General features: G+C 68.2%; 17 protein-coding genes. 8 read left to right on the top strand and 9 right to left on the bottom strand.

Annotation, left to right across the window (positions count from 1 at the left end; translation table 11 throughout):
- Window positions 1-134 precede the first annotated feature (134 nt).
- The 3 genes from ACNF49_RS40180 to ACNF49_RS40170 all read left to right on the top strand — a co-directional run bounded on the left by ACNF49_RS40180 (window position 135) and on the right by ACNF49_RS40170 (window position 2,823).
- Window positions 135-725 (top strand): helix-turn-helix transcriptional regulator, encoded by a 591-nt coding sequence (locus ACNF49_RS40180; protein ID WP_357971519.1) that lies wholly within the window; start codon window positions 135-137, stop codon window positions 723-725.
- Between the two features lie 684 nt (window positions 726-1,409).
- Entirely contained in the window at window positions 1,410-1,622 is a 213-nt protein-coding gene (locus ACNF49_RS40175; protein WP_357971518.1) for a hypothetical protein, read from the top strand.
- A 751-nt stretch (window positions 1,623-2,373) separates the two neighbouring features.
- Window positions 2,374-2,823 (top strand): RICIN domain-containing protein, encoded by a 450-nt coding sequence (locus ACNF49_RS40170; RefSeq protein WP_482940987.1) that lies wholly within the window; start codon window positions 2,374-2,376, stop codon window positions 2,821-2,823.
- A 584-nt stretch (window positions 2,824-3,407) separates the two neighbouring features.
- Here ACNF49_RS40170 and ACNF49_RS40165 read toward each other — a convergent pair.
- On the bottom strand, window positions 3,408-3,914 hold the full coding sequence (locus ACNF49_RS40165) for a GNAT family N-acetyltransferase (protein WP_482940986.1): 507 nt from the start codon (window positions 3,912-3,914) through the stop codon (window positions 3,408-3,410).
- Window positions 3,915-4,355: 441 nt separating this feature from the next.
- Here ACNF49_RS40165 and ACNF49_RS40160 point away from each other — a divergent pair, with 441 nt between their 5' ends.
- Window positions 4,356-5,915: a PHP domain-containing protein gene (locus ACNF49_RS40160; RefSeq protein ID WP_498703305.1), complete on the top strand. Its 1,560-nt coding sequence runs from the start codon at window positions 4,356-4,358 to the stop codon at window positions 5,913-5,915.
- 547 nt (window positions 5,916-6,462) lie between these two features.
- Window positions 6,463-7,425: a LysR family transcriptional regulator gene (locus tag ACNF49_RS40155; RefSeq protein ID WP_357971513.1), complete on the top strand. Its 963-nt coding sequence runs from the start codon at window positions 6,463-6,465 to the stop codon at window positions 7,423-7,425.
- On the opposite strand, the gene ACNF49_RS40150 is transcribed toward ACNF49_RS40155, so the two are convergent.
- From ACNF49_RS40150 to ACNF49_RS40120, 7 genes are all read right to left on the bottom strand, one after another.
- On the bottom strand, window positions 7,412-8,260 hold the full coding sequence (locus tag ACNF49_RS40150; RefSeq protein WP_498703304.1) for an alpha/beta fold hydrolase: 849 nt from the start codon (window positions 8,258-8,260) through the stop codon (window positions 7,412-7,414). The two genes, ACNF49_RS40155 and ACNF49_RS40150, sit on opposite strands and share 14 nt — an antisense overlap.
- A 126-nt stretch (window positions 8,261-8,386) precedes the next feature.
- Window positions 8,387-10,201 (bottom strand): dipeptide ABC transporter ATP-binding protein, encoded by a 1,815-nt coding sequence (locus tag ACNF49_RS40145; RefSeq protein WP_482940983.1) that lies wholly within the window; start codon window positions 10,199-10,201, stop codon window positions 8,387-8,389.
- Window positions 10,194-11,180 (bottom strand): ABC transporter permease, encoded by a 987-nt coding sequence (locus ACNF49_RS40140; protein ID WP_482940982.1) that lies wholly within the window; start codon window positions 11,178-11,180, stop codon window positions 10,194-10,196. Before ACNF49_RS40140 ends, ACNF49_RS40145 begins: the two co-directional genes overlap by 8 nt.
- Entirely contained in the window at window positions 11,177-12,106 is a 930-nt protein-coding gene (locus ACNF49_RS40135; protein WP_482940981.1) for an ABC transporter permease, read from the bottom strand. Before ACNF49_RS40135 ends, ACNF49_RS40140 begins: the two co-directional genes overlap by 4 nt.
- Complete coding sequence (locus tag ACNF49_RS40130; RefSeq protein ID WP_482945647.1) at window positions 12,093-13,250, bottom strand: ABC transporter substrate-binding protein; 1,158 nt, start codon at window positions 13,248-13,250, stop codon at window positions 12,093-12,095. The genes ACNF49_RS40135 and ACNF49_RS40130 overlap by 14 nt, the downstream gene beginning before the upstream one ends.
- Window positions 13,235-13,807 carry an ABC transporter substrate-binding protein gene (locus ACNF49_RS40125; protein WP_482940980.1) on the bottom strand — a complete coding sequence of 191 codons (573 nt, stop codon included), beginning with the start codon at window positions 13,805-13,807 and terminating at the stop codon, window positions 13,235-13,237. Before ACNF49_RS40125 ends, ACNF49_RS40130 begins: the two co-directional genes overlap by 16 nt.
- Window positions 13,808-14,051: 244 nt before the next feature.
- Window positions 14,052-14,693, bottom strand: coding sequence for a TetR/AcrR family transcriptional regulator (locus tag ACNF49_RS40120; protein WP_482940979.1), 642 nt, complete (start codon window positions 14,691-14,693; stop codon window positions 14,052-14,054).
- A gap of 158 nt (window positions 14,694-14,851) precedes the next feature.
- Here ACNF49_RS40120 and ACNF49_RS40115 point away from each other — a divergent pair, with 158 nt between their 5' ends.
- Window positions 14,852-15,766: an aldo/keto reductase gene (locus ACNF49_RS40115; protein WP_482940978.1), complete on the top strand. Its 915-nt coding sequence runs from the start codon at window positions 14,852-14,854 to the stop codon at window positions 15,764-15,766.
- Window positions 15,767-15,936: 170 nt separating this feature from the next.
- Window positions 15,937-16,074 carry a hypothetical protein gene (locus tag ACNF49_RS40110; protein WP_482940977.1) on the top strand — a complete coding sequence of 46 codons (138 nt, stop codon included), beginning with the start codon at window positions 15,937-15,939 and terminating at the stop codon, window positions 16,072-16,074.
- A gap of 149 nt (window positions 16,075-16,223) precedes the next feature.
- Here the strand turns inward: ACNF49_RS40110 and ACNF49_RS40105 are convergent, their stop codons facing one another.
- On the bottom strand, window positions 16,224-16,874 hold the full coding sequence (locus tag ACNF49_RS40105) for a TetR/AcrR family transcriptional regulator C-terminal domain-containing protein (protein WP_482940976.1): 651 nt from the start codon (window positions 16,872-16,874) through the stop codon (window positions 16,224-16,226).
- A 405-nt stretch (window positions 16,875-17,279) separates the two neighbouring features.
- Between ACNF49_RS40105 and ACNF49_RS40100 the strand changes: the two genes are divergently transcribed.
- Window positions 17,280-17,765, top strand: coding sequence for a DUF6326 family protein (locus tag ACNF49_RS40100; RefSeq protein ID WP_482940975.1), 486 nt, complete (start codon window positions 17,280-17,282; stop codon window positions 17,763-17,765).
- Window positions 17,766-17,808 lie beyond the last annotated feature (43 nt).

The raw sequence follows: 17,808 nt of genomic DNA, 5'->3' as shown, positions 1-17,808 counted from the left end.
CCCTTCTCGAATCTGGCCCCATGATTCGGGGTCGACGCAACGCCTCATAGGCCTCATAACTGCGCACTTGACGACAGATAGGGGATATGAGATAGACAGGCGTGATCACCGTTTCTGCGGTAGATGATGACCAGATGCTCATCGACGGGCTGGTCGCCTGGCTGGCGGTCGTTCCCGACGTACGGCTGACGGGATGGGCCGCCTCCGTCGCCGAGCTGCTCAGGACCGAGCCGTCCCCGGCCGACGTGGTGCTGCTCGAGGCGCGGCTCGCCGACGGCTCCGACCCGGTCGAGAACGTATGCGCGCTGGTCCTACGGCGGCGGCGGGTGCTCGTGGTCAGCGCGATGCCCGGTGGCAACCTGGCCAGGCGGATGATCGAGGCGGGAGCCGGCGGATACCTCACCAAGAACCACAGGCTGGAGACCCTGCTGTCCAAGGTCAGGGAGCTGGCCGAGGAGAAGATGGCCTGCCCGCCGGGCCCTGCGGACCACATGGCCGGGCGGGATTGCGTCCGTCCTGTCCTGTCCCCTCAGGAGCATGCGGTGCTGCTCGCCTACGCCTCCGGAATGACGCTCGCCGCGGCGGCGCGCAGCGCCGGAGTGCGGCCGGGAACCGCCAAGAACTACCTGGAACGTGTCAAGGAGAAGTACCGGAAGGCTGGGCGCCCGGCGTACACGAAGCTGGAGCTCGCGGTCCGGCTGAGAGAGGACGGCCTGGCCACCTGACCCTGCGGACGCCGATTGATCATCCGGCCAGGTCAAGCTGCATGCCGATACTCCTTCAGGATGTGTTGGGAATGGGAAGCGGTCGGAGCGGAGCTGCCTGGCACAGAGCCCGATGCGGCCGTTGTTCGTTGGAGAAGGCTTCGAACTCGCAGAAGGTGATGCTGGTTCCAGATCAACATCAGGTCCAGCAGTTCGCGCCGGCAGGACTGGATCCACCGCTCCGTGATTGCCTTCATTCGCGGTATCCGGATACCGCTCCTGACGATGCTTATTCCGGCATCGGCCAGTACCGCGGTGAACGTGGCGTCCCGGATGGGCGGTGACGCCGAGGATGCGGATACGGCGGGTGGCGTGCTCGATGACCGCCAGAACGTACAGGCGGGCGCCGGTGAGGGTTGCGGACTTCGAAGAAGTCGCACGCCAGTAGGGCGGTGCCTGGTTGCGTAGGAACGTGGCCCAGGTTGTGGCGGTCCGTTCGGGAGCCGGGTCGATGCCGTGTGCTTCGAGGATTTCCCAGAGCGTGGAGGCGGCGACCTTGATACCTAGCGTGGCCAGTTCACCGTGAACGCGCCGGTAGCCCCAGGAGGCGTTCTCCCGTGCGGCCGGACCAGCAACGCAAGGTGCTGGAGTCTCTCCGTCGGCAGGCGGTGAAGCAACACAGCGAGGAGGAACCGATCAGTCGGCGTGAACGCGGGCTTGGTCACCGGGCCCTCCGAGCGCGGCCCGCGGATCGGTTTCTCCCCGATCAACACCCGCTTCGCCGCCTGTCGTGACGCGCTCGGCCTGGATCGGGCGCTGGACCTCCCGGTCGCCGAGTTCCTGCTGCAATCGAGGGTGATCGAGCTTGGTTCCGATGGAGAGATGAGCCGTTCGCTACGGAGTGGCCAGCGTTGCTGACCCGCCCGGAAGCACTACCGACTCTGTCAAGAAGGCCGAATCAAACTTCCCGACGAGGTGAATTGTTGGCCTATTCCCAGCCCGCGTCCACGATTGCCAGTCTGCCGGCTAATGGCGGCCGATCGCCGGCGCCGTATGGTTGTAGTTATTTGGTCACCTATCCATGGGCGATGTCCCGACCCAGTACCACTGCTTCGGCGGGGCATAGTTTGACATCAATTCTCCATGCGACCGGGCCGTGACCCACTCCTGCCATTGGCATCGGATCTGAACGTTGATAGTCGCCTGCGCCGGTTCCTCTCGAGGGGGTGTGGCCGGGCGCGTCGTGGTGATCTCGTCTGACACCGCTGGTGGGACCAGGTGGCGGAGGCTTGAACACTGTCCGCATGTGGCCACGGCTGGAGGATGATTTCCCGCCCGCAATCAAGTTTCATAGAGGCGAACAGCGCGTCGCCGCCTCGATCATCGACTGGAGGGGATCAAATGGCCGTTTCTGCTGTCGCAAATTCGGGCCATCACCGACGACTCCATGATGTCCAGGCGCAGCCGTGGTTCGGCAGCTCATCACGGGTTTTCCTGACGGGCGCATCTGCCGGAATTCGAGGCTGAGGAATATGTCTCCGAATGGCAACTGTGTCTCTGTTGACCCTTGAGTGTCGACCGGCTCAATGTGCTGACCACTGGCAGGGTCGCACCGTCCGGTGTGTGTGGCAGGGCCCTGCCCCGAATTCCCCCTATCCAGGAGGTACCCATGGCTCCCTACCCGTCGCGAGCCCGGCTGATCGTCAAGCAGTCGGGCAAGGTGCTGGCCATCGAGAACGCCAGCCTCAAGGACGGCGCCAGCCTGAACCAGTACGACACCGGCACCCAGGACAACGAGAAGTTCGAGCTGCGCGACGCCGGCGACGGCTACGTCCGCATCGTGGTCAAGCATTCGGGCAAGGTGCTGGCCATCGAGAACGCCAGCCTCCATCAGGGTGCCAGCCTGAACCAGTACGACACCGGCACCCAGGACAACGAGAAGTTCGAGCTGCGTGACGCCGGCGACGGCTACGTCCGCATCGTGGTCAAGCATTCGGGCAAGGTGCTGGCCATCGAGAACGCCAGCCTCGATCAGGGTGCCAGCGTGAACCAGTACGACACCGGCACCCAGGACAACGAGAAGTTCCGGCTGGAGCCCATCAGCGACGCTAACTGGTAGCTCACAAGGTTGAGCACGTCCGTGCCGTCCGCACGCCGGACGGCCGGGCGTACCTGACATCGCGGCTCACCATCTCCGCACTGCCACCCGGCAGGCAGCCGAAGGAGGCGCTGGCAGGCCTTGAACCAGTGATCCGGCGTGTCAGGCGCGCACGCTCTCTGGCCGGCGACGGCACGAGCGAGCAGCTCTCCTGCTCCCGTACGTGTCCCTGCCGTGATCCCGTCCCGCTGCCCTTGCTGTCACTGCAGCAGGTGGTGGTGGTTACGTGTTCAGCCCTCGGTCTAGCCCTCCGTGGCGTTCAGCAAGCGGCGCGTGAGGTCGCTGAGACGCGCGGCGGTCTCCTCGGAGAAGCGCCGGTTCGGCACCCGGCATCTCGTTCTCGAGCAGCTGCAGGCTCGTGCGGACGTCAAGGCTCGGCAGGCGGTGGGGCGCGGCATCAACCGCCTTCAAGACACTGTGCCATGGCCGTCAGATACGACAAGCCCGCGGTCCGCCACGAGGTGACCGTCCTCGTGACGGCCATCAACGCGCCGCCATCCTTGGCTGCAGGGCGGCCCGTGCGATTCCTGCCGGTGAGGCGGGCATCAACTTCCGGGATTTCCTTTTCGAGGATCAAGCACGTCACTGGACGCTTCGGTGTGCCCCGTTCGCAGAGGGAGCTCCAGGACGTCCTCCCTGCCGAAGACCTGCCCGGTGGGAACGAACCCGGCAGAGGTGTAGAGCGCCCTGGCCGCGATGTTGTCGCCACGCACCCCCAACCGCAGCACCGGTACGTCGAACGCGTCCCGCACGTGGGCGATGACCTGTTGGAGGGCCGCTCGGCCCAGCCCCTTCCCCTGGTGATCCTTGTCGATCATCAAGCGGTAGAGCCAGATCTGGCCGTCATCGGGATCGGGGCCGTACATCGCGAAGCCCACGGCGCGCTCATCGTGCATCACCGCACGGGTCACGAAGCCCGGCAAGAACCGGCTCTCCGCAATCGAGTACAGGTTCGACGCGATGAGATCAGCCTGGTCGTCAGCCACCCTCAGCTCGGCCACCGCTTCCCAGGTCTCCTGGCACAGGTCGTCAAGGCGCACACGAATCGACATTGGCCCTCTCTATCGGATCATTGCGCAGACCGTCATGCGAATATCACTGCGATCAGGCACAGGACCACTGCGCGAATCGCCGCACGTCCCGCACGGAGGTCGGACAGACGACCGCCCCATTGCCGTACCAGCAGGCCGACAGTGCTGGGGAGGGCCGGCAGCGCAGAGGCGTCCCGAACAGCGCCACAGACGGCTCGCCGGAGCCTTCCGCCGTTCGGCAAGAAGTCGCCCAGCATTCGCTTCCTCCCCATGCAAGCCGTCACGCTCCTCTGCGAGCGTGACGAAGGGCCGCAGGTTCACCTGCTCCGCCCCACTTCGTGCGCAAGCTCATGGGCCACCCGAGAACGACGCACCAGGTATTCCAGATGAAAGGTATGACCCATGTGCCGCACCCATGCACACTCCCACAGCGCACCGGAAGGAACGGCTGCGTTCGCCGACTTGTCCGTCTCAGAGACCGAACTGTCGCCCGCCGACCTCGGTCGGCGCCGCTTTCTGCTGAACAGTGGGCTGCTCGGCATCAGCAGTCTCGGCGTCACCGCTCTGGGCGGGCTGACCGCGCGTCCCGCCGCCGCAACCAGCAGAGGCTCCCGCGCGCTCCACTGGCTGGCCGGCGACCATCACGTTCATACGCAGTACAGCTACGACGGCATGTACACCATTGAGCAGCAGGCTGCGGGCGCTCTCAAGCACGGCCTGGACTGGCTGGTCATCACCGACCACGGGCACGCCGCGCACGAGAAGTTCGCGGTCGAGTCCACTTTTGCCGACATCGTCACCTCCCGGGGCAAGCACCCTGAGCTGCTGTTGTGGCAGGGGCTCGAGTGGAACGTTCCCGGAGCCGAGCACGCCACGGTGTTCTTCGACGGTGCTCGCGATGAGATCCAACTGCTGCGCGCGTTCGAGCGGCTCTTCGACTCCAGGATCAACGGCACCGGCGCCGGCAGCCCGGCGAACGAGGCCAAGGCGCTGGAGGCGCTCGCCTGGCTCGAGACCGCGCTGCGCACGGGTTCGGCGAGTTCCGCGCTGTTCCTGATCAACCACGTGATGCGGCGCGGCAGGTACTCCCCGCGTGACCTGCGCACCTATCGCGACAAGGCGCCGAACATCGCAGTCGGCATGGAGGGCGCGCCTGGCGCCCAGAACGAGCCCAGGGCCCGCGGCGACTTCAACAACACCGCCGACGCCGACTCCTGGCCCGGCTGGCGGCCGGAACACTACCCGACGTACGGCGGCTTCGACTCCATGACCGGAATCCTGGGCGGCATGTGGGACTCGATGCTCGCCGAGGGCAAGGGCTGGTGGATCACTGCCAACTCCGACGGCCACTTCTACAACGGTGACTCGATCGTCGAGCCCTCCCGACCTGCTGACTGGTACGACCAGCACGGTAGGTACCCTGATCCCATCGACGGCGGCGTCCCGCTGCGGCACGCCGACTTCTGGCCAGGTCAGTTCAGCCGCACGGTTGTAGGGGCGACCTCACGCAGCTATGGCGCGGTCATGGAGGCGATCAAGGCCGGGCGATCCTGGGTGTCGATGGGCGGCCTCATCGACGGGCTGCACGTCGACGCGCACGCCCCCGGCAATGCCCCGGCCACGTTCGGCGGACGGCTGTCGGTGCGGCGCGGCGACGACGTCACCGTCACCATTTCCGTCGATCTCGCCGGCCGTCCTAACGCCAATGAAGAGATCCCCCGGCTCGCCCGCCTGGATCTGATCCGCGGTGCGATCACCGGGCCGGCCGCCGACCCCGACGTCTTCACCGCCCCGGACGTGAGTGTGGTCGAGTCGTTCCTGCCGAAGGGCAAGGGCCGGGTCGCCCAGTTCCACTACAGGTTCCGCGACGTGCGCGAGCCGTTCTACTTCCGGCTGCGTGGCACCGACGGCAGGCGCAGCGCTCCCGGCGGGATGGAGCCGGCGGCGGACACAGGCCGCAATGAGAACCCCTGGCACGACCTCTGGTGCTACACCAATCCCACCTTCGTGGAACTGACATAGAACGATTCGACGACACCCGCTCCCACTGCGGTACACGGTCTCGCAGTGGGAGCGGGGATTCGCCGTGCGACCAGAGCGGCAACTGGGACCATCGCCGGGTGCAGCTCTCGCTTGTCCACCGGTCGGTAAGAGGTCTGCTGACGGTGCTCATGCGCTCTGGTCCGTCCAAGGACGTCGAGCTACTGGTGCTCCGGCGCCAGCTCCGATGGCCGACCGCAGTGGCACTGTGGCGTTCTCCACCCCTGACCGGTCCAGCGGCACACCCGTGCTCGGCGTGCTGACCGTCGAGGAGAACGCGACCGCCTGTCTCGCGCGCCCGGAACACGCCTGCACCGGCGTCGCACCCGGTCCACCCACGACAGCCGCCGCTGTCCGAGAGACACATGCCAGGTCAGAGCAGGTGACGCAGTTCTCGGCGCCCACAGGCGGCGTACCCCGTGCCGGCGCGCCCGCGTCCGGAAGGGCCCGCTAACATCGGGGTCTCCCGGTCCCGCCTCGCGGATGCCCCACTGCGACGGACGCCCGGCCGACCCGCCACGGAGCCCGCGTGCCCACGATCGACCCCCGACGTCTCCTCATCCTCCGTGCCTTCGTGCTGTCCGACTCTGTCACCGCGACCGCGGCGGCGCTGCACCTGACGCCGTCCGCGGTGTCGCAGCAGCTCGCGGCGCTCGAGCGCGAGGTCGGTCACGCGCTCGTCATACGCTCGGGGCGCAAGCTGGTGCTCACGCCGGCCGGGCGCATCCTCGCCGGGCACGCCGAAGAGATCAGCTCACGGCTGAAGATCGCCGAGGCTGACCTGGCCGCGCACGCAGGCGGCGTCCTCGGGCAGCTCAGGATCGGCGCCTTCCCGACGGCGATCAGCTGGTTGGTGGCACCCGCCATCGTCGAGCTGCGCCGTCAGGCCCCGGGTGTCGACGTCACCGTCGTCGACGCGGAGGCGCACATGAGCCACCGGATGCTGATGCGAGGCGACATCGACGTGACCGTCAGCATGGAGTACGAGTCCGACCCCGAGCGCGATTCCCCCGACATCGTGAAGTTCCCGCTCTATATCGAGCGGTTCAAGGTCGTCCTCCCACAGGCGCACCCGCTGTCCGGCGAGGAGGGCATCGGGCTCACCCAGCTCACCGAGGAGGGCTGGATCATGCCCTCGCCCGGTAATCCGTGCCGCACGATGGTGCTGCAGGCGTGCGCGGAGCTCGGCTTCCACCCGCCGATCACCCACGTCTCGGACGACTACCGCGCCGCGCTGGCGCTGGTCGCCGCCGAGGCGGGGATCTGCCTGGTGCCGGAGTCCGCGCTCTCCGCCCGCGACGCCGAGTGGGTGACGATCCTGCCGACGCGCGGCATCGCGCCGCTGCGCAAGGTGATCATGACGACGCGGCGGGACAACCAGGGCCACCCCGTCGTACGCGCGGGGCTGGAGGCGATGCGGGCCGCTGTCGCCGAGCCGGACTCGGAGGTCTACGGCCCGCTCGCGCGGTCCGACACCTTCAGCGTCGAGTGACGGCTCCCGCCGGTGGCGCGTTCTCACGGAGGAAGGCGTCGACGTGCCGGTGGTACTCCTCCGGCTTGTCGCGGCGCACGCAGTGGTGTGCGCCCTCGATCACGACGACGTCGAAGCCGGGCGCGACGGCCGTGAGGCGCTCACGGGAGTGTTTGTCGACGATGACGTCGCCGGTGCCGGTGACGAGCAGCGCCGGTACGCCGGCCGGGCCGACCGTGATCTGCCGTGCGGTCGGCGTCCAGATCCGGCGCTTCTCGTGGACCCGCTGCTGCATGTAGTCGATGTCGACGGCCTTCATCGCCTCGGCGAGCGGGCGCAGCTCCTGCTCCGCCCAGTGGGGCTTGAGCTCGCGCTGCATGTCCATGAGTTCCTCGACCGACGCCGTGTCGGCGTAGTCGAAGGGGTCCTTGGTGGTCTGCTCGACGCTGAGCCACGGGTTGGGACCGGCCTCCGGAACCCACCACGGCGGGTCCTCCAGCACCACGCCGGCCACGAGGTGCGGGGCGTCGGCGGCGACGAAGGCGGCGATCCGCGCGCCCATGGAGTGTCCGACGACGAGCGTCCTGCGCCCGGTCTCGTCGAGCATGTCCTTGAGGATGTCGATCGCGTCCTGCACCATCACGTCGGTGGACGGAACGCCCTCGTGCTCGGGCAGGCGGCCGGGCGACTTCCCGTGGCCCCGCGCGTCCGGCGCCACGATGTGGTAGTCGCCGCCCCAGCGGTCGACGGCGTCACCGTAGCAGTCGCCGGACTCCACGGCGCCGTGGAGGATGAGAATGGCAGGCGCGTCTGCTGCGTCCCGCCCATACTCTCGGACGAACAGGTCTGTTCCCACGTGTCCTCATTCACTGCTCTGTCGCGCCGGCCCCCGGCCGGCTCACGACGGGGTTGTCGTTCGGTGGATCATGGTCATGATCGTGGCACGCCTCTTCGGCGTCGCGCAACGCTCCCGCAGGTCAGGTCAGCAGCTCGCCTCCGGTGTCGCCTCGACCAGCGCGCGCGTGCAGGGGTGCCGCGGGGAGCGGAAGATCTCGTCGGACGAGCCGGTCTCGACGATACGGCCGCGCTGCATGACGGCGACGCGGTCGCTGTAGAGCCGGATCACCGCCAGGTCGTGGCTGACGTGGAGGAACGAGATCCCCTGGTCGCGCTGCAGGTCGGCCAGCAGGTTGAGGATCTGGGCACGCACCGACACGTCGAGCGCCGAGGTCGGCTCGTCCGCGATGATCAGATCCGGCTTGAGGGCGAGCGCGCGTGCCACGGCGACGCGCTGGAGCTGCCCGCCGGACGCCTCGTGCGGGTAGCGCCCCAGGTAGTCGGCGCCGAGGCCGACCGACTCCAGCAGCGCGACCAGTTCGGCGGTCGACGTCGTCTCGCCGTGCGCGCGGAAGACGTTCTCCAGCGTCTGCCGCACGGTCTGCAGCGGGTTCAGCGACGCCAGCGGGTCCTGGAAGACCATGGCGACGTTGCGCCGCAGCCGCCGCAGTCCTCGCCGGCTGAGGCGGGCGATGTCCTGCCCGCCCGTACGGACGGTGCCGGACGTCGGCACCACCAGGCCGTTGGCCATCCGCGCCAGCGTGGACTTGCCCGAGCCGGACTCGCCGACCAGGCCGAGCGCCTCGCCCCGCTCGACATGGAGCGAGACGCCGTCCACGGCGAGGAAGCCCTTGCGGCCTCGGCCGAGGCCACCGGCGGTGCGGTAGCGCTTGCTGACGTCGGTCATCTCCAGGATCGGCTCGCTCACCGGGCGACCTCCTGCGGTTCGGGGAGACGATCGAGGTGGCAGGCCGCGAGGTGCACGCCGCCGCCCTCGCTGGTCGGGCGGACGGTGGGCAGCGGTACCTCCACGACACAGCGTTCGCCGACCTGGTCGGCGAAGCCGCAGCGCGGCGCGAAGGCGCAACCCGGTCCGGGCGTCGCGCAGCGACGTGGGCGTGCCGGGGATGGCGCGCAGCCGTGGCCGCTCCCCACCGATGTCGAGCCGGGCATCCAGCCGCGGCGTGGCCGCCCGGAGGCCGGCGGTGTACGGGTGGGCGGGCTGATCGAAGATGTCGCGGAGGCTGCCGTACTCGGCCTGGCGGCCGGCGTACAGCACGAGGACGTCGTCCGCCGCACTCGCCACCACTCCGAAGTCGTGACTGATCAGCAGCATCGCCATGCCGTACTCCTGCTGGAGCCCGCGGAGCAGGGCCAGGATCTGCGCCTGCACCGTCACGTCGAGCGCGGTGGTCGGCTCGTCGGCGATGAGCAGAGCCGGCCGGTTCACGAGGGCCATCGCGATCACCGCGCGTTGCCGCATGCCGCCCGAGAACTCGTGCGGGAAGCGGCGTACGGCCTCCACGGGCTCGGGGATGCCGACCCGGTCGAGCATCTCGACCGCACGGGCCCGCGCAGCGCGACGGGTGACCGACGGGGCGTGCAGGCGGACCGCCTGGGCGATGTGCGCGCCGATGTCGAGGTACGGGCTGAGCGCGGACATCGAGTCCTGGAACACCATGGCCACGTCGGAGCCGCGGGCCCGGCGCAGCTCACGTTCGTCGGCGGAGAGCATCTCCCGGCCGGCGACGACGATCCGGCCCCGGGCGCTCGCCCCGCGCGGCAGGAGCCGCATGATCGCCCGGCCGGTGATCGTCTTGCCCGATCCCGACTCGCCGACCACGGCGAGCGTGCGGCCGCCGTCCAGCCTCACGGAGAGGTCCCGCACGACATCGGCGGTGACGCCGCCGCCGGTGAACGAGACGCACAGGTCCTCGACCTGGAGTACGGGATCAGGCACGGCGGATCCTCGGGTCGAGAAGCGGCATCAGCAGGTCGGCGATCAGATTGCCGACGATGATGAGGAAAGCGGAGAAGAGCGTCACCCCGACGACGATGCTCAAATCGGACTCGTTCACGCCGGACAACAGCAGGTCGCCGAGCCCGTGCAGGCTGAACACCTTCTCCGCGATCACCGAGCCGCCCAGGAGCGCGGTGACGTCGAGCGCGAACATCGCCACGACCGGCACCATCACGCCGCGGACGGCGTGCCGGTTCACCCGCCGAGCCGACGCGCCACGGGCGGTCATCGCGACGAGGTGGTCGGCCGAGAGTTCGTTGAGCAACTGGGTGCGGGTGACCCGGATGTAGCCGGCGGCGAGGATGAACGACAGCACCATCCACGGGCCGATCAGGTGCCAGGCCCAACCCGCGGGTGACTCCGAGAACGGCACGAAGCCGGAGTACGGCAGCGCGTTGAGCATGAAGCCGAAGACCTGGACGACGAGCAGACCGACGAGGAAGGTCGGGACCGACAACCCGAACATCGCGAAGCCGATCGAGAACCTGTCGACGATCCCGCCCTTGCGTATCGCCGACAACGCGCCGAGGCCGATGCCCACGACGAGGCACAGGACGGCCGCGCCCAACGCGAGCGACAACGTGACGGGCAGCCGCTCGGCGATGAGCGTCGTGACGTCGCTGCGGTTCGGGAACGAGTAGCCGAAGCAGGGCGCCTGGCAGTGCACCTGCTGGGCGCCCTCGCCGTACGTACGGCCGGCGAAGAGGCCCTTCACGAACTCGGCGTACTGCCACACGGGGCTCTGGTCGGTCTGCATGTAGGCGCTGACCTTGGCCCGGGTCTCGGGCGGGCACGGCTTGCCGCACATGGCGCGGGCCGGATCCTTCGAGGCCCCGAAGAAGAGGGCTATCGTCACGAAGGCGATCGCGAGGAGCATGAACACCGCGGTGGCCATGCGGCGGGCAATGTAGACGATCATGCAGCATCCTCCATGCGCACGTCGAGGACGTCGCGCAGCGCGTCACCGGCGAGGGTGGCGCCGAAAACGATCAGGAACACCACGGCGCCCGGGAAGAGCATGTACCAGACGTCCGCACCGCTGTAGATCCACGGCAGCGAGTCCGAGAGCAGTTTGCCGAGGTCGGGAACGTCGCCACGCATGCCGACGCCGAGGAACGACAGTCCCGCGACCACGCTGACGTTGCCGGGCAGTGACATCGCGAACAGGACGACGACCAGGCCGAAGAGGTGCGGCAGCATCTCCCTGCGGATGATCTGCCAGGGGGCGGCCCCGCTCGCGCGCGCCGCCTCGACAAAGGCGCGGGCGTTGAGGGCGCCGGCCTGGGCGCCGATGATCCGGGCCGGAACGGTCCAGCCGAAGAAGGCCAACACCAGCACGAGGACCAGGCCCCGCGGCATCTCCGGCGGCACGATCGCCATGATCGCGATGACGAACATCAGGCCCGGGAAGCCGAACATGAAGTCGATCACCCGCCCCGCGACGGCCTTGAGCCAGCCGCCGAAGTACCCGATCGCCGTACCGAGGACGGCTGCGAAGGCGATCGACAGGATGCTCGCCCCGAAGGCGATGAACAGCGACGAGCGGATGCCGTAGACGATCTGGGCGAACAGGTCGACACCCGTCACCGGGACGACGCCGAGCCAGTGGTCGGCGCTGACGCCACCGAAGGCGCCCAGCGGACGGCCGCCGTCCGGGTCGAGCAGGTCGGTGTGCAGGGTGTTCGGGTCCTGCCCCTCCATCCGCACGAGCAGCGGGGCGCAGAGTCCCGCGACGAGCGGCACGACCAGCATGACCAGGCCGGCGACGCCGGACCGCTTCCGGAGGAAGCGGCGGAGGACCGAGGCGCCCCGGCCCTCCGCCTGCTGGATCTCAGCGATCGACACCGACGACCAACTCGTTCGCGAACGGCGGGTAGGCGGGGATGAAGTAGTTCATGATCTTCGAGCCGGCCAGGGCCTGCGTGCGCTGCACGAGGATCGGCACGACCGGGGCGTCCTCCATGATCTGCCTGTCGATCGCGGCCCACATCTTGGCGGCCTTGTCGAGGTCCGGCTCGGCTATCGCGGCGTCGATCGCGGCGTCCACCTTGGGGTCGGAGAACTTCGAGGCGTTTCCGCCGCCGTTGCCGATCTCGCTCGACGCGAACAGCGGCTGGATGGTGCTCATGCCGCTCGGGAAGTCCGCTCCCCAGCCGTTCGTCGTCATGTCGTAGTCGCCGTCGGCGGACGAGACCAGCTCGGACCAGGTGTTGCTGTCCAGGCCCTTGAGCTCGACCTTGACGCCGACCCGCGCCAGCGAGTTCTTGATGCTCTGGGCTTCTTTCTCCTCGATCGCGCTCACGTCGGTCGGATAGGTCAGCGTGAGCTTCAGGTCGGAGACACCGGCGGCGGCGAGCAGTTCCTTCGCCTTGCCGACGTCGCCGGTGTCACCGCCGTCGTACAGGTTGTACTCGGTGTAGCCGGGGATGCCGGGCGTCATGATGGTCGAGGTGATCTGGCCGCCGAACTTCGGGCCGCCGTACACGCTCTGCACCTCGGCCTTGTTGACCGCGTAGTTGATCGCCTGCCGTACGCGGAGGTCGGACAGGCCCGGGCGCTTGACGTTCATGGCGAGGTAGCGGAAGTAGCCCGACGGGCTGTTGGCCATGCGGTCGGAGATCGACGAGTCGGACTGGATCCGCTGGAACTGCGACGGCGAGATGAGCGCGTTGCTGATCGCGGTCTGGTCCTCGCCCTTGTCGTCGATGAGGCGCTGCACGATCGTGTCGTTGTTCAGGCCCATGTCAAGGACGATCTTGTCCGGGCCGGCGAACCGTACCTGGTCGCTGTCGGCCGTCCAGTTCGGGTTGCGGTCCAGCACCGCCTGCGCCCCCTTGCGGAAGCTCGTCACCTGGTACGGGCCGCTGGCGACCGGGTGCTCGCCGTACGTCTCCGGCTTGGTGTCGGCCGCGGCCGGCACCGGCGCGAAGGCCGGCATGCTGACGATCCACGGCCAGTTGCCGAACGGACGCTTCAGCCGGAAGACGATCTTGTGGTCACCGGAGACCTCGATGGAGTCGAGCTCCTTGCCGTCGTACGGGCCGTCGTAGTCGGTGCCGCCGACCAGCAGCGTCTTGTGGTAGCCAAGGCCCCCTGGAACATCGGTGCGAACGACCGCTCGATGCCGTACTTCACGTCCTGGGCGGTGATCGGGCTGCCGTCGGAGAACTTCAAGCCCTCCTTCAACGTGAAGGTCCACGTCTTGCCGCCGTCGTCCGTCTTACCGGTGTCGGTGGCGAGGTCCGGCACGAGGACCGTGTCCTTGTCGGGGAGCGTCCGCCACGACGTCAGCCCGCGGTGCACCCACCGCAGTCGGCTGGTCGGCACCATCTGCGCGTTGGCGGTCTCGAAGGACTCGGTCGCGCGCCGCGAGAGGTAGTGCAGGGTCCCGCCCTGGGGCACGGACTCGAGCGGCGCCGCGTTCTTGCCCTTCGTCGGCTCGGTGGACTGCGAGGTGGACTGCGAGTTCGCGTTGCAGCCCGCCGTCACGAGGGCCAGGACGAGCGCGAGCCCTGCGGGCACCACTCTCCGGGATCGATTCGCCATAGATCGCGCTTCCTGTGAAGCGGCCCCGATCGGTCGGGTCCGCTGCTGGATCTCAGGAAGGGAGTCTGTTGGCGAGCGAGAGCACGCGTCCATCGAGGAGTTCTGCACCGGATCTTTCAGATTTTCTGAAAGATCGTGGGGATCCGCGCGCGCGGCGTCCATGATAGTCCGGCGACCCCGGTGGCCGGAAGACCGCTGAAGAGACGATTGCGCACTCGGGAGTGAGCACTCCGAATCTCGGCGCCTAGGCTCCCGGCTCGCCGTAGAGGGAGGTCATCCAGATGTGGGTGAGCACTTCGACGAGGGTGTCCTCATCGTTGAAGGGGGCCACGTCGAGGGTGGCGAGATAGTAGAGGCGCTCCCCGAGCCAGGTCAGCGCCGCGCCCAGGGCGGCCGGATCCACGTCCGGCGCGGTGGCGCCATCGGTGGTGACGTGCTCGGTGGTGATGCGTTCGGTGGTGACAGCCGTGAAGCTCGCCATCTGGTCGTGCCAGAGTGCGGTGAGCTCCGGGTCGGTGCGCCAGTTCTCCACGATGGCCCGCAGCACGGGCGCCTCCTCGCGCCACAGGCGGGCGCCCTGGCTGATGCCGTGGCGTACGGAGGCCCGCCGCTGGTCGGGTTCGTCGTGCGTGAGCCAGGGCTGCGCGACCTCGTGGCCGCGGGCGATGGCGCGACGGACGAGCTCGGCCAGGACCTCGTGCTTGCTCGCGAAGTAGAAGTAGAAGCTGCCGCGCGCCACCTGGGCGGCGGCCAGGATGTCGGCCACGCTCAGCTCGTCGAAGCGCCGCTCGTCGAGGAGCCTGCGCGTGGCGGTCAGGATCACCTCGCGTAGGTCACGGTCGTCGTCCTTCGGCCGTGGTGCGCGACGGCCCGCTCTCGCCTCCATTCTCGAATCCTAGCGTCTAGACAGCTTGTCTAGACGCTATGTACAGTCCTTGCCATGAGATACACGACGTTCGGAACGAGCGGGTTGCGAGTGTCCGAGATGATCCTCGGGACGATGGGCTTCGGCGAGGACTGGGGCTGGGGCGCTCCGCTCGAGGAATGCCGCAGGAGTTCACCGCGTACGCCGAGGCGGGCGGGAACATGATCGACACGGCGAACAGGTACACCGAGGGCTCCAGCGAACGCATCGTCGGTGACCTGATCGCCAAGGAGCGCGACCGCTACGTGCTCACCACCAAGTACACGCTGTCGATGGACGGCGACGACCCCAACGCCTCGGGCAACCACCGCAAGAACCTGAGGCGATCGGTGGAGGAGAGCCTGCAGCGCCTGGGCACCGACTACCTGGACGTCCTGTGGGTGCACATCTGGGATCCCGCCACCCCGATCGAGGAGACGTTACGCGCTCTCGATGACCTGGTACGCGCGGGCAAGGTGCTCTATCTGGGCTTCTCCGACGTGCCCGCCTGGGTGATCGCGCGCGCCAACGCCATCGCCGAACTGCGCGGCTGGACGCCGTTCATCGGCCTGCAGCTGTCCTACAGCCTGCTGGAGCGCGATATCGAGCGCGAGCTGCTGCCCATGGCCGAAACCCTGGGCCTGTCAGTGGCCGCGTGGGCACCGCTGGCTCGCGGTGTGCTGTCAGGAAAGTTCACCCGCACCGACGCCGCCGCCGGGTCCAGGATCAGCCGCGATGCCGTACCCGACCACCACCTGGCGATCGCCGCCGAGGTCGACGCCGTCGCCGACGAGCTCGGCGTCTCCTCCTCGCAGGTGGCCCTCGCCTGGACCCGGGCACACCGCACCTGGATCCACCCGATCTCCGGCGCCAGGACTCTCGACCAGCTCACCGACAACCTCGCCGCCTTCGAACTGCGGTTGCCGTCGGAGATGGTGGACCGGCTCGACGAGGCCAGTGCCTTCCCGCTCGGGTTCCCGCAGAACTTCATCCAGATGTCGCGCGAGTTCGTCTACGGCCCCTCGCTCGGCCGCTTCGACCGCCGAGTGCCATAGGCGCTGGGCATGGCAGAGAGTCGTTCGCGGACGCAAGAGTGCCGAACATGGTGAACGCGCGACGCGGTGATGCCTCCGGTCCGGGCGGGCATCGGGCTGCGCCGGGGAGACGGCGGAGGTCGCGGCGGACAGAGGGAGCGGAGAGCTCCGGCGAGGGGGCGTACTGGGCCATGTACGACGCGATGACTCCCGAGGAGCAGAGGGAGCACGACAAGGCCACCCGCAAGGGGATCAAGCTCGCGTACAAGCTCGCGAAGCACTACGTGAACGTCGATACTCCAGATCCTGACGACAAAGACGACGACTGAGCCACCGAAGGGCCATGAGCGGCGACGCCGCAGGTGCGCATTCGCCGGCGCGGGACGTCTGGGTCGGGCATGTGTGGGTCATGCGAGTACGCCGACCGCGCGGCGCGGACCACATGAGAGTGCGTTACGCCGACATCACCGATGGAGGCTCACGTAGGCACTCTCAGGGGCTCGAGGGCGTCCAGGACGAGGTCGAGGCCGAAGGTGAACTCCTCCGCCGGGTCGTAGCCGGCGGCGGCGAGCACGGCGGCGGACTCGTTGAGGTAGGGGAACTCGTCAGGAGGAAGCTGGGGCAGGTAGACGTCCTCGGTCATGTCCGCGAACTCGTCGGCGGTGTCGAACGGCAGGCTGGCTTCCTGCAGGGCGAAACCGTACACATAGCTGTCGAGCAACCAGTTGGCGTGCGTCGCCATCAAGACCGGGAAGCCGGCCCTCCGCAGGCAGGCGGTGACCGCTTCGCGGTGGCGGAGGTTCGCGGGCCCCGGCGAGGTCCGCGACTCCATCAGGCCGATCGCCCACGGGTGGCGTGCGAGAACCTGTCGGGCGGATATCGCCCGACAGCGCATCGCCGACTGCCAGTCGGTCTCTTCGGGCGGAAGCTCGATCTCCTCGAACACGACGTCGATCATGGCGTCCAGCAACTCTTCCTTGCTCGCCACGTAGTAGTAGAGCGACATCGCGCCCGCGCCGAGCGCGCCGGCCAGCCGGCGCATGCTCAGCCCGTCGACCCCCTCGCGGTCGGCGATCCGGACCGCCTCGACCACCACCCGTTGCCTGCTCAGCGCCGCGTCTGACGCCACCTGGCGTTGTTCCCTCGCAGACACGGGTCTCCTCTCGCTCGCTCGAACGGCTTGACAATCGTCCCGCGCACGGTCATGGTACAGCGTACTACTTGTAGTACAGCGTACGACGTACGGCGTACGAAACCAGCCGGAGTCGTAGCTCGGACGTGAGGAGGCTTCTGTGGGAATCGAACAGCGATCGAGTGCCGGAGCACGCCTGGCGCCGGGGGCGAGTCCGGCCGGGGCGATGACGATGCGGGCCGCCGACCAGCACCGTTACGGCCTGCCCTCGGCGCTCGAGTCGTCCGAGGTCCGGGCTACCGCTGCCCGGTCGAGGCGATGGGCTCGTCCAGGTGGGCGCGGCCTCGGTACATCCCTGCCGCCAGTGCGGCGGAGGGACCGCTCCTCTCGAAAGAAGAACCGATGACCATCCGAACGAAAACCCCGACCCTGCTCGACAACCGGTCGGTCCCCGTGCACGCCAAGCTCGCCGCCGCATGGACCAGCTTCATGTTCCTCTACATCTACGTCGACTACTTCCATCTCCACAAGCCCGGCGTCATCGACAACCTCCGTGCCGGTGTCGTCTTCGAGTTCGACACCAGCCCGATGTTGTTGACCATGATGCTCACGTCCGTGGCGATCCCGGCGCTGATGGTGATGCTCTCCATGACGCTGCCCGCCCGGGTGAACCGCGCCACGAACCTCGTCGTCGCATCGCTCTACATCCCCTACTCGTTGTTCAACGCGGTAGGGGAGTCCTGGGACTGGGCCCCCTTCTACGGCCTCTCCATCGGAATCGAGGTGCTGCTCCTGGCCTTCGTCCTGCGCTCCGCCTGGACATGGCCTCGAACCCCCGCCGTCCCAGCCGGTCCCGCGACGACCGACCTTCGACAGAACGCACGCTAAACATCACGTGCCGTGCCCGTCAGAGGCACAGACGGGCACGGTG

It is taken from the genome of Actinomadura sp. ATCC 39365 (assembly GCF_054392275.1).
The sequence above is the reverse complement of the archived record's forward strand: the minus strand, read 5'-3'. Positions and strand labels throughout refer to the sequence as shown.

Bases quoted from the DNA above. Each gene is read 5' to 3' on its own strand.
- ACNF49_RS40180 (WP_357971519.1), top strand. From the start codon at position 135: ATGCTCATCGACGGGCTGGTCGCCTGGCTGGCGGTCGTTCCCGACGTA.
- ACNF49_RS40170 (WP_482940987.1), top strand. From the start codon at position 2,374: ATGGCTCCCTACCCGTCGCGAGCCCGGCTGATCGTCAAGCAGTCGGGC.
- ACNF49_RS40165 (WP_482940986.1), bottom strand. From the start codon at position 3,914: ATGTCGATTCGTGTGCGCCTTGACGACCTGTGCCAGGAGACCTGGGAA.
- ACNF49_RS40140 (WP_482940982.1), bottom strand. From the start codon at position 11,180: ATGATCGTCTACATTGCCCGCCGCATGGCCACCGCGGTGTTCATGCTC.
- ACNF49_RS40125 (WP_482940980.1), bottom strand. From the start codon at position 13,807: ATGGCGAATCGATCCCGGAGAGTGGTGCCCGCAGGGCTCGCGCTCGTC.
- ACNF49_RS40120 (WP_482940979.1), bottom strand. From the start codon at position 14,693: ATGGAGGCGAGAGCGGGCCGTCGCGCACCACGGCCGAAGGACGACGAC.
- ACNF49_RS40115 (WP_482940978.1), top strand. From the start codon at position 14,852: ATGCCGCAGGAGTTCACCGCGTACGCCGAGGCGGGCGGGAACATGATC.
- ACNF49_RS40110 (WP_482940977.1), top strand. From the start codon at position 15,937: ATGTACGACGCGATGACTCCCGAGGAGCAGAGGGAGCACGACAAGGCC.
- ACNF49_RS40100 (WP_482940975.1), top strand. From the start codon at position 17,280: ATGACCATCCGAACGAAAACCCCGACCCTGCTCGACAACCGGTCGGTC.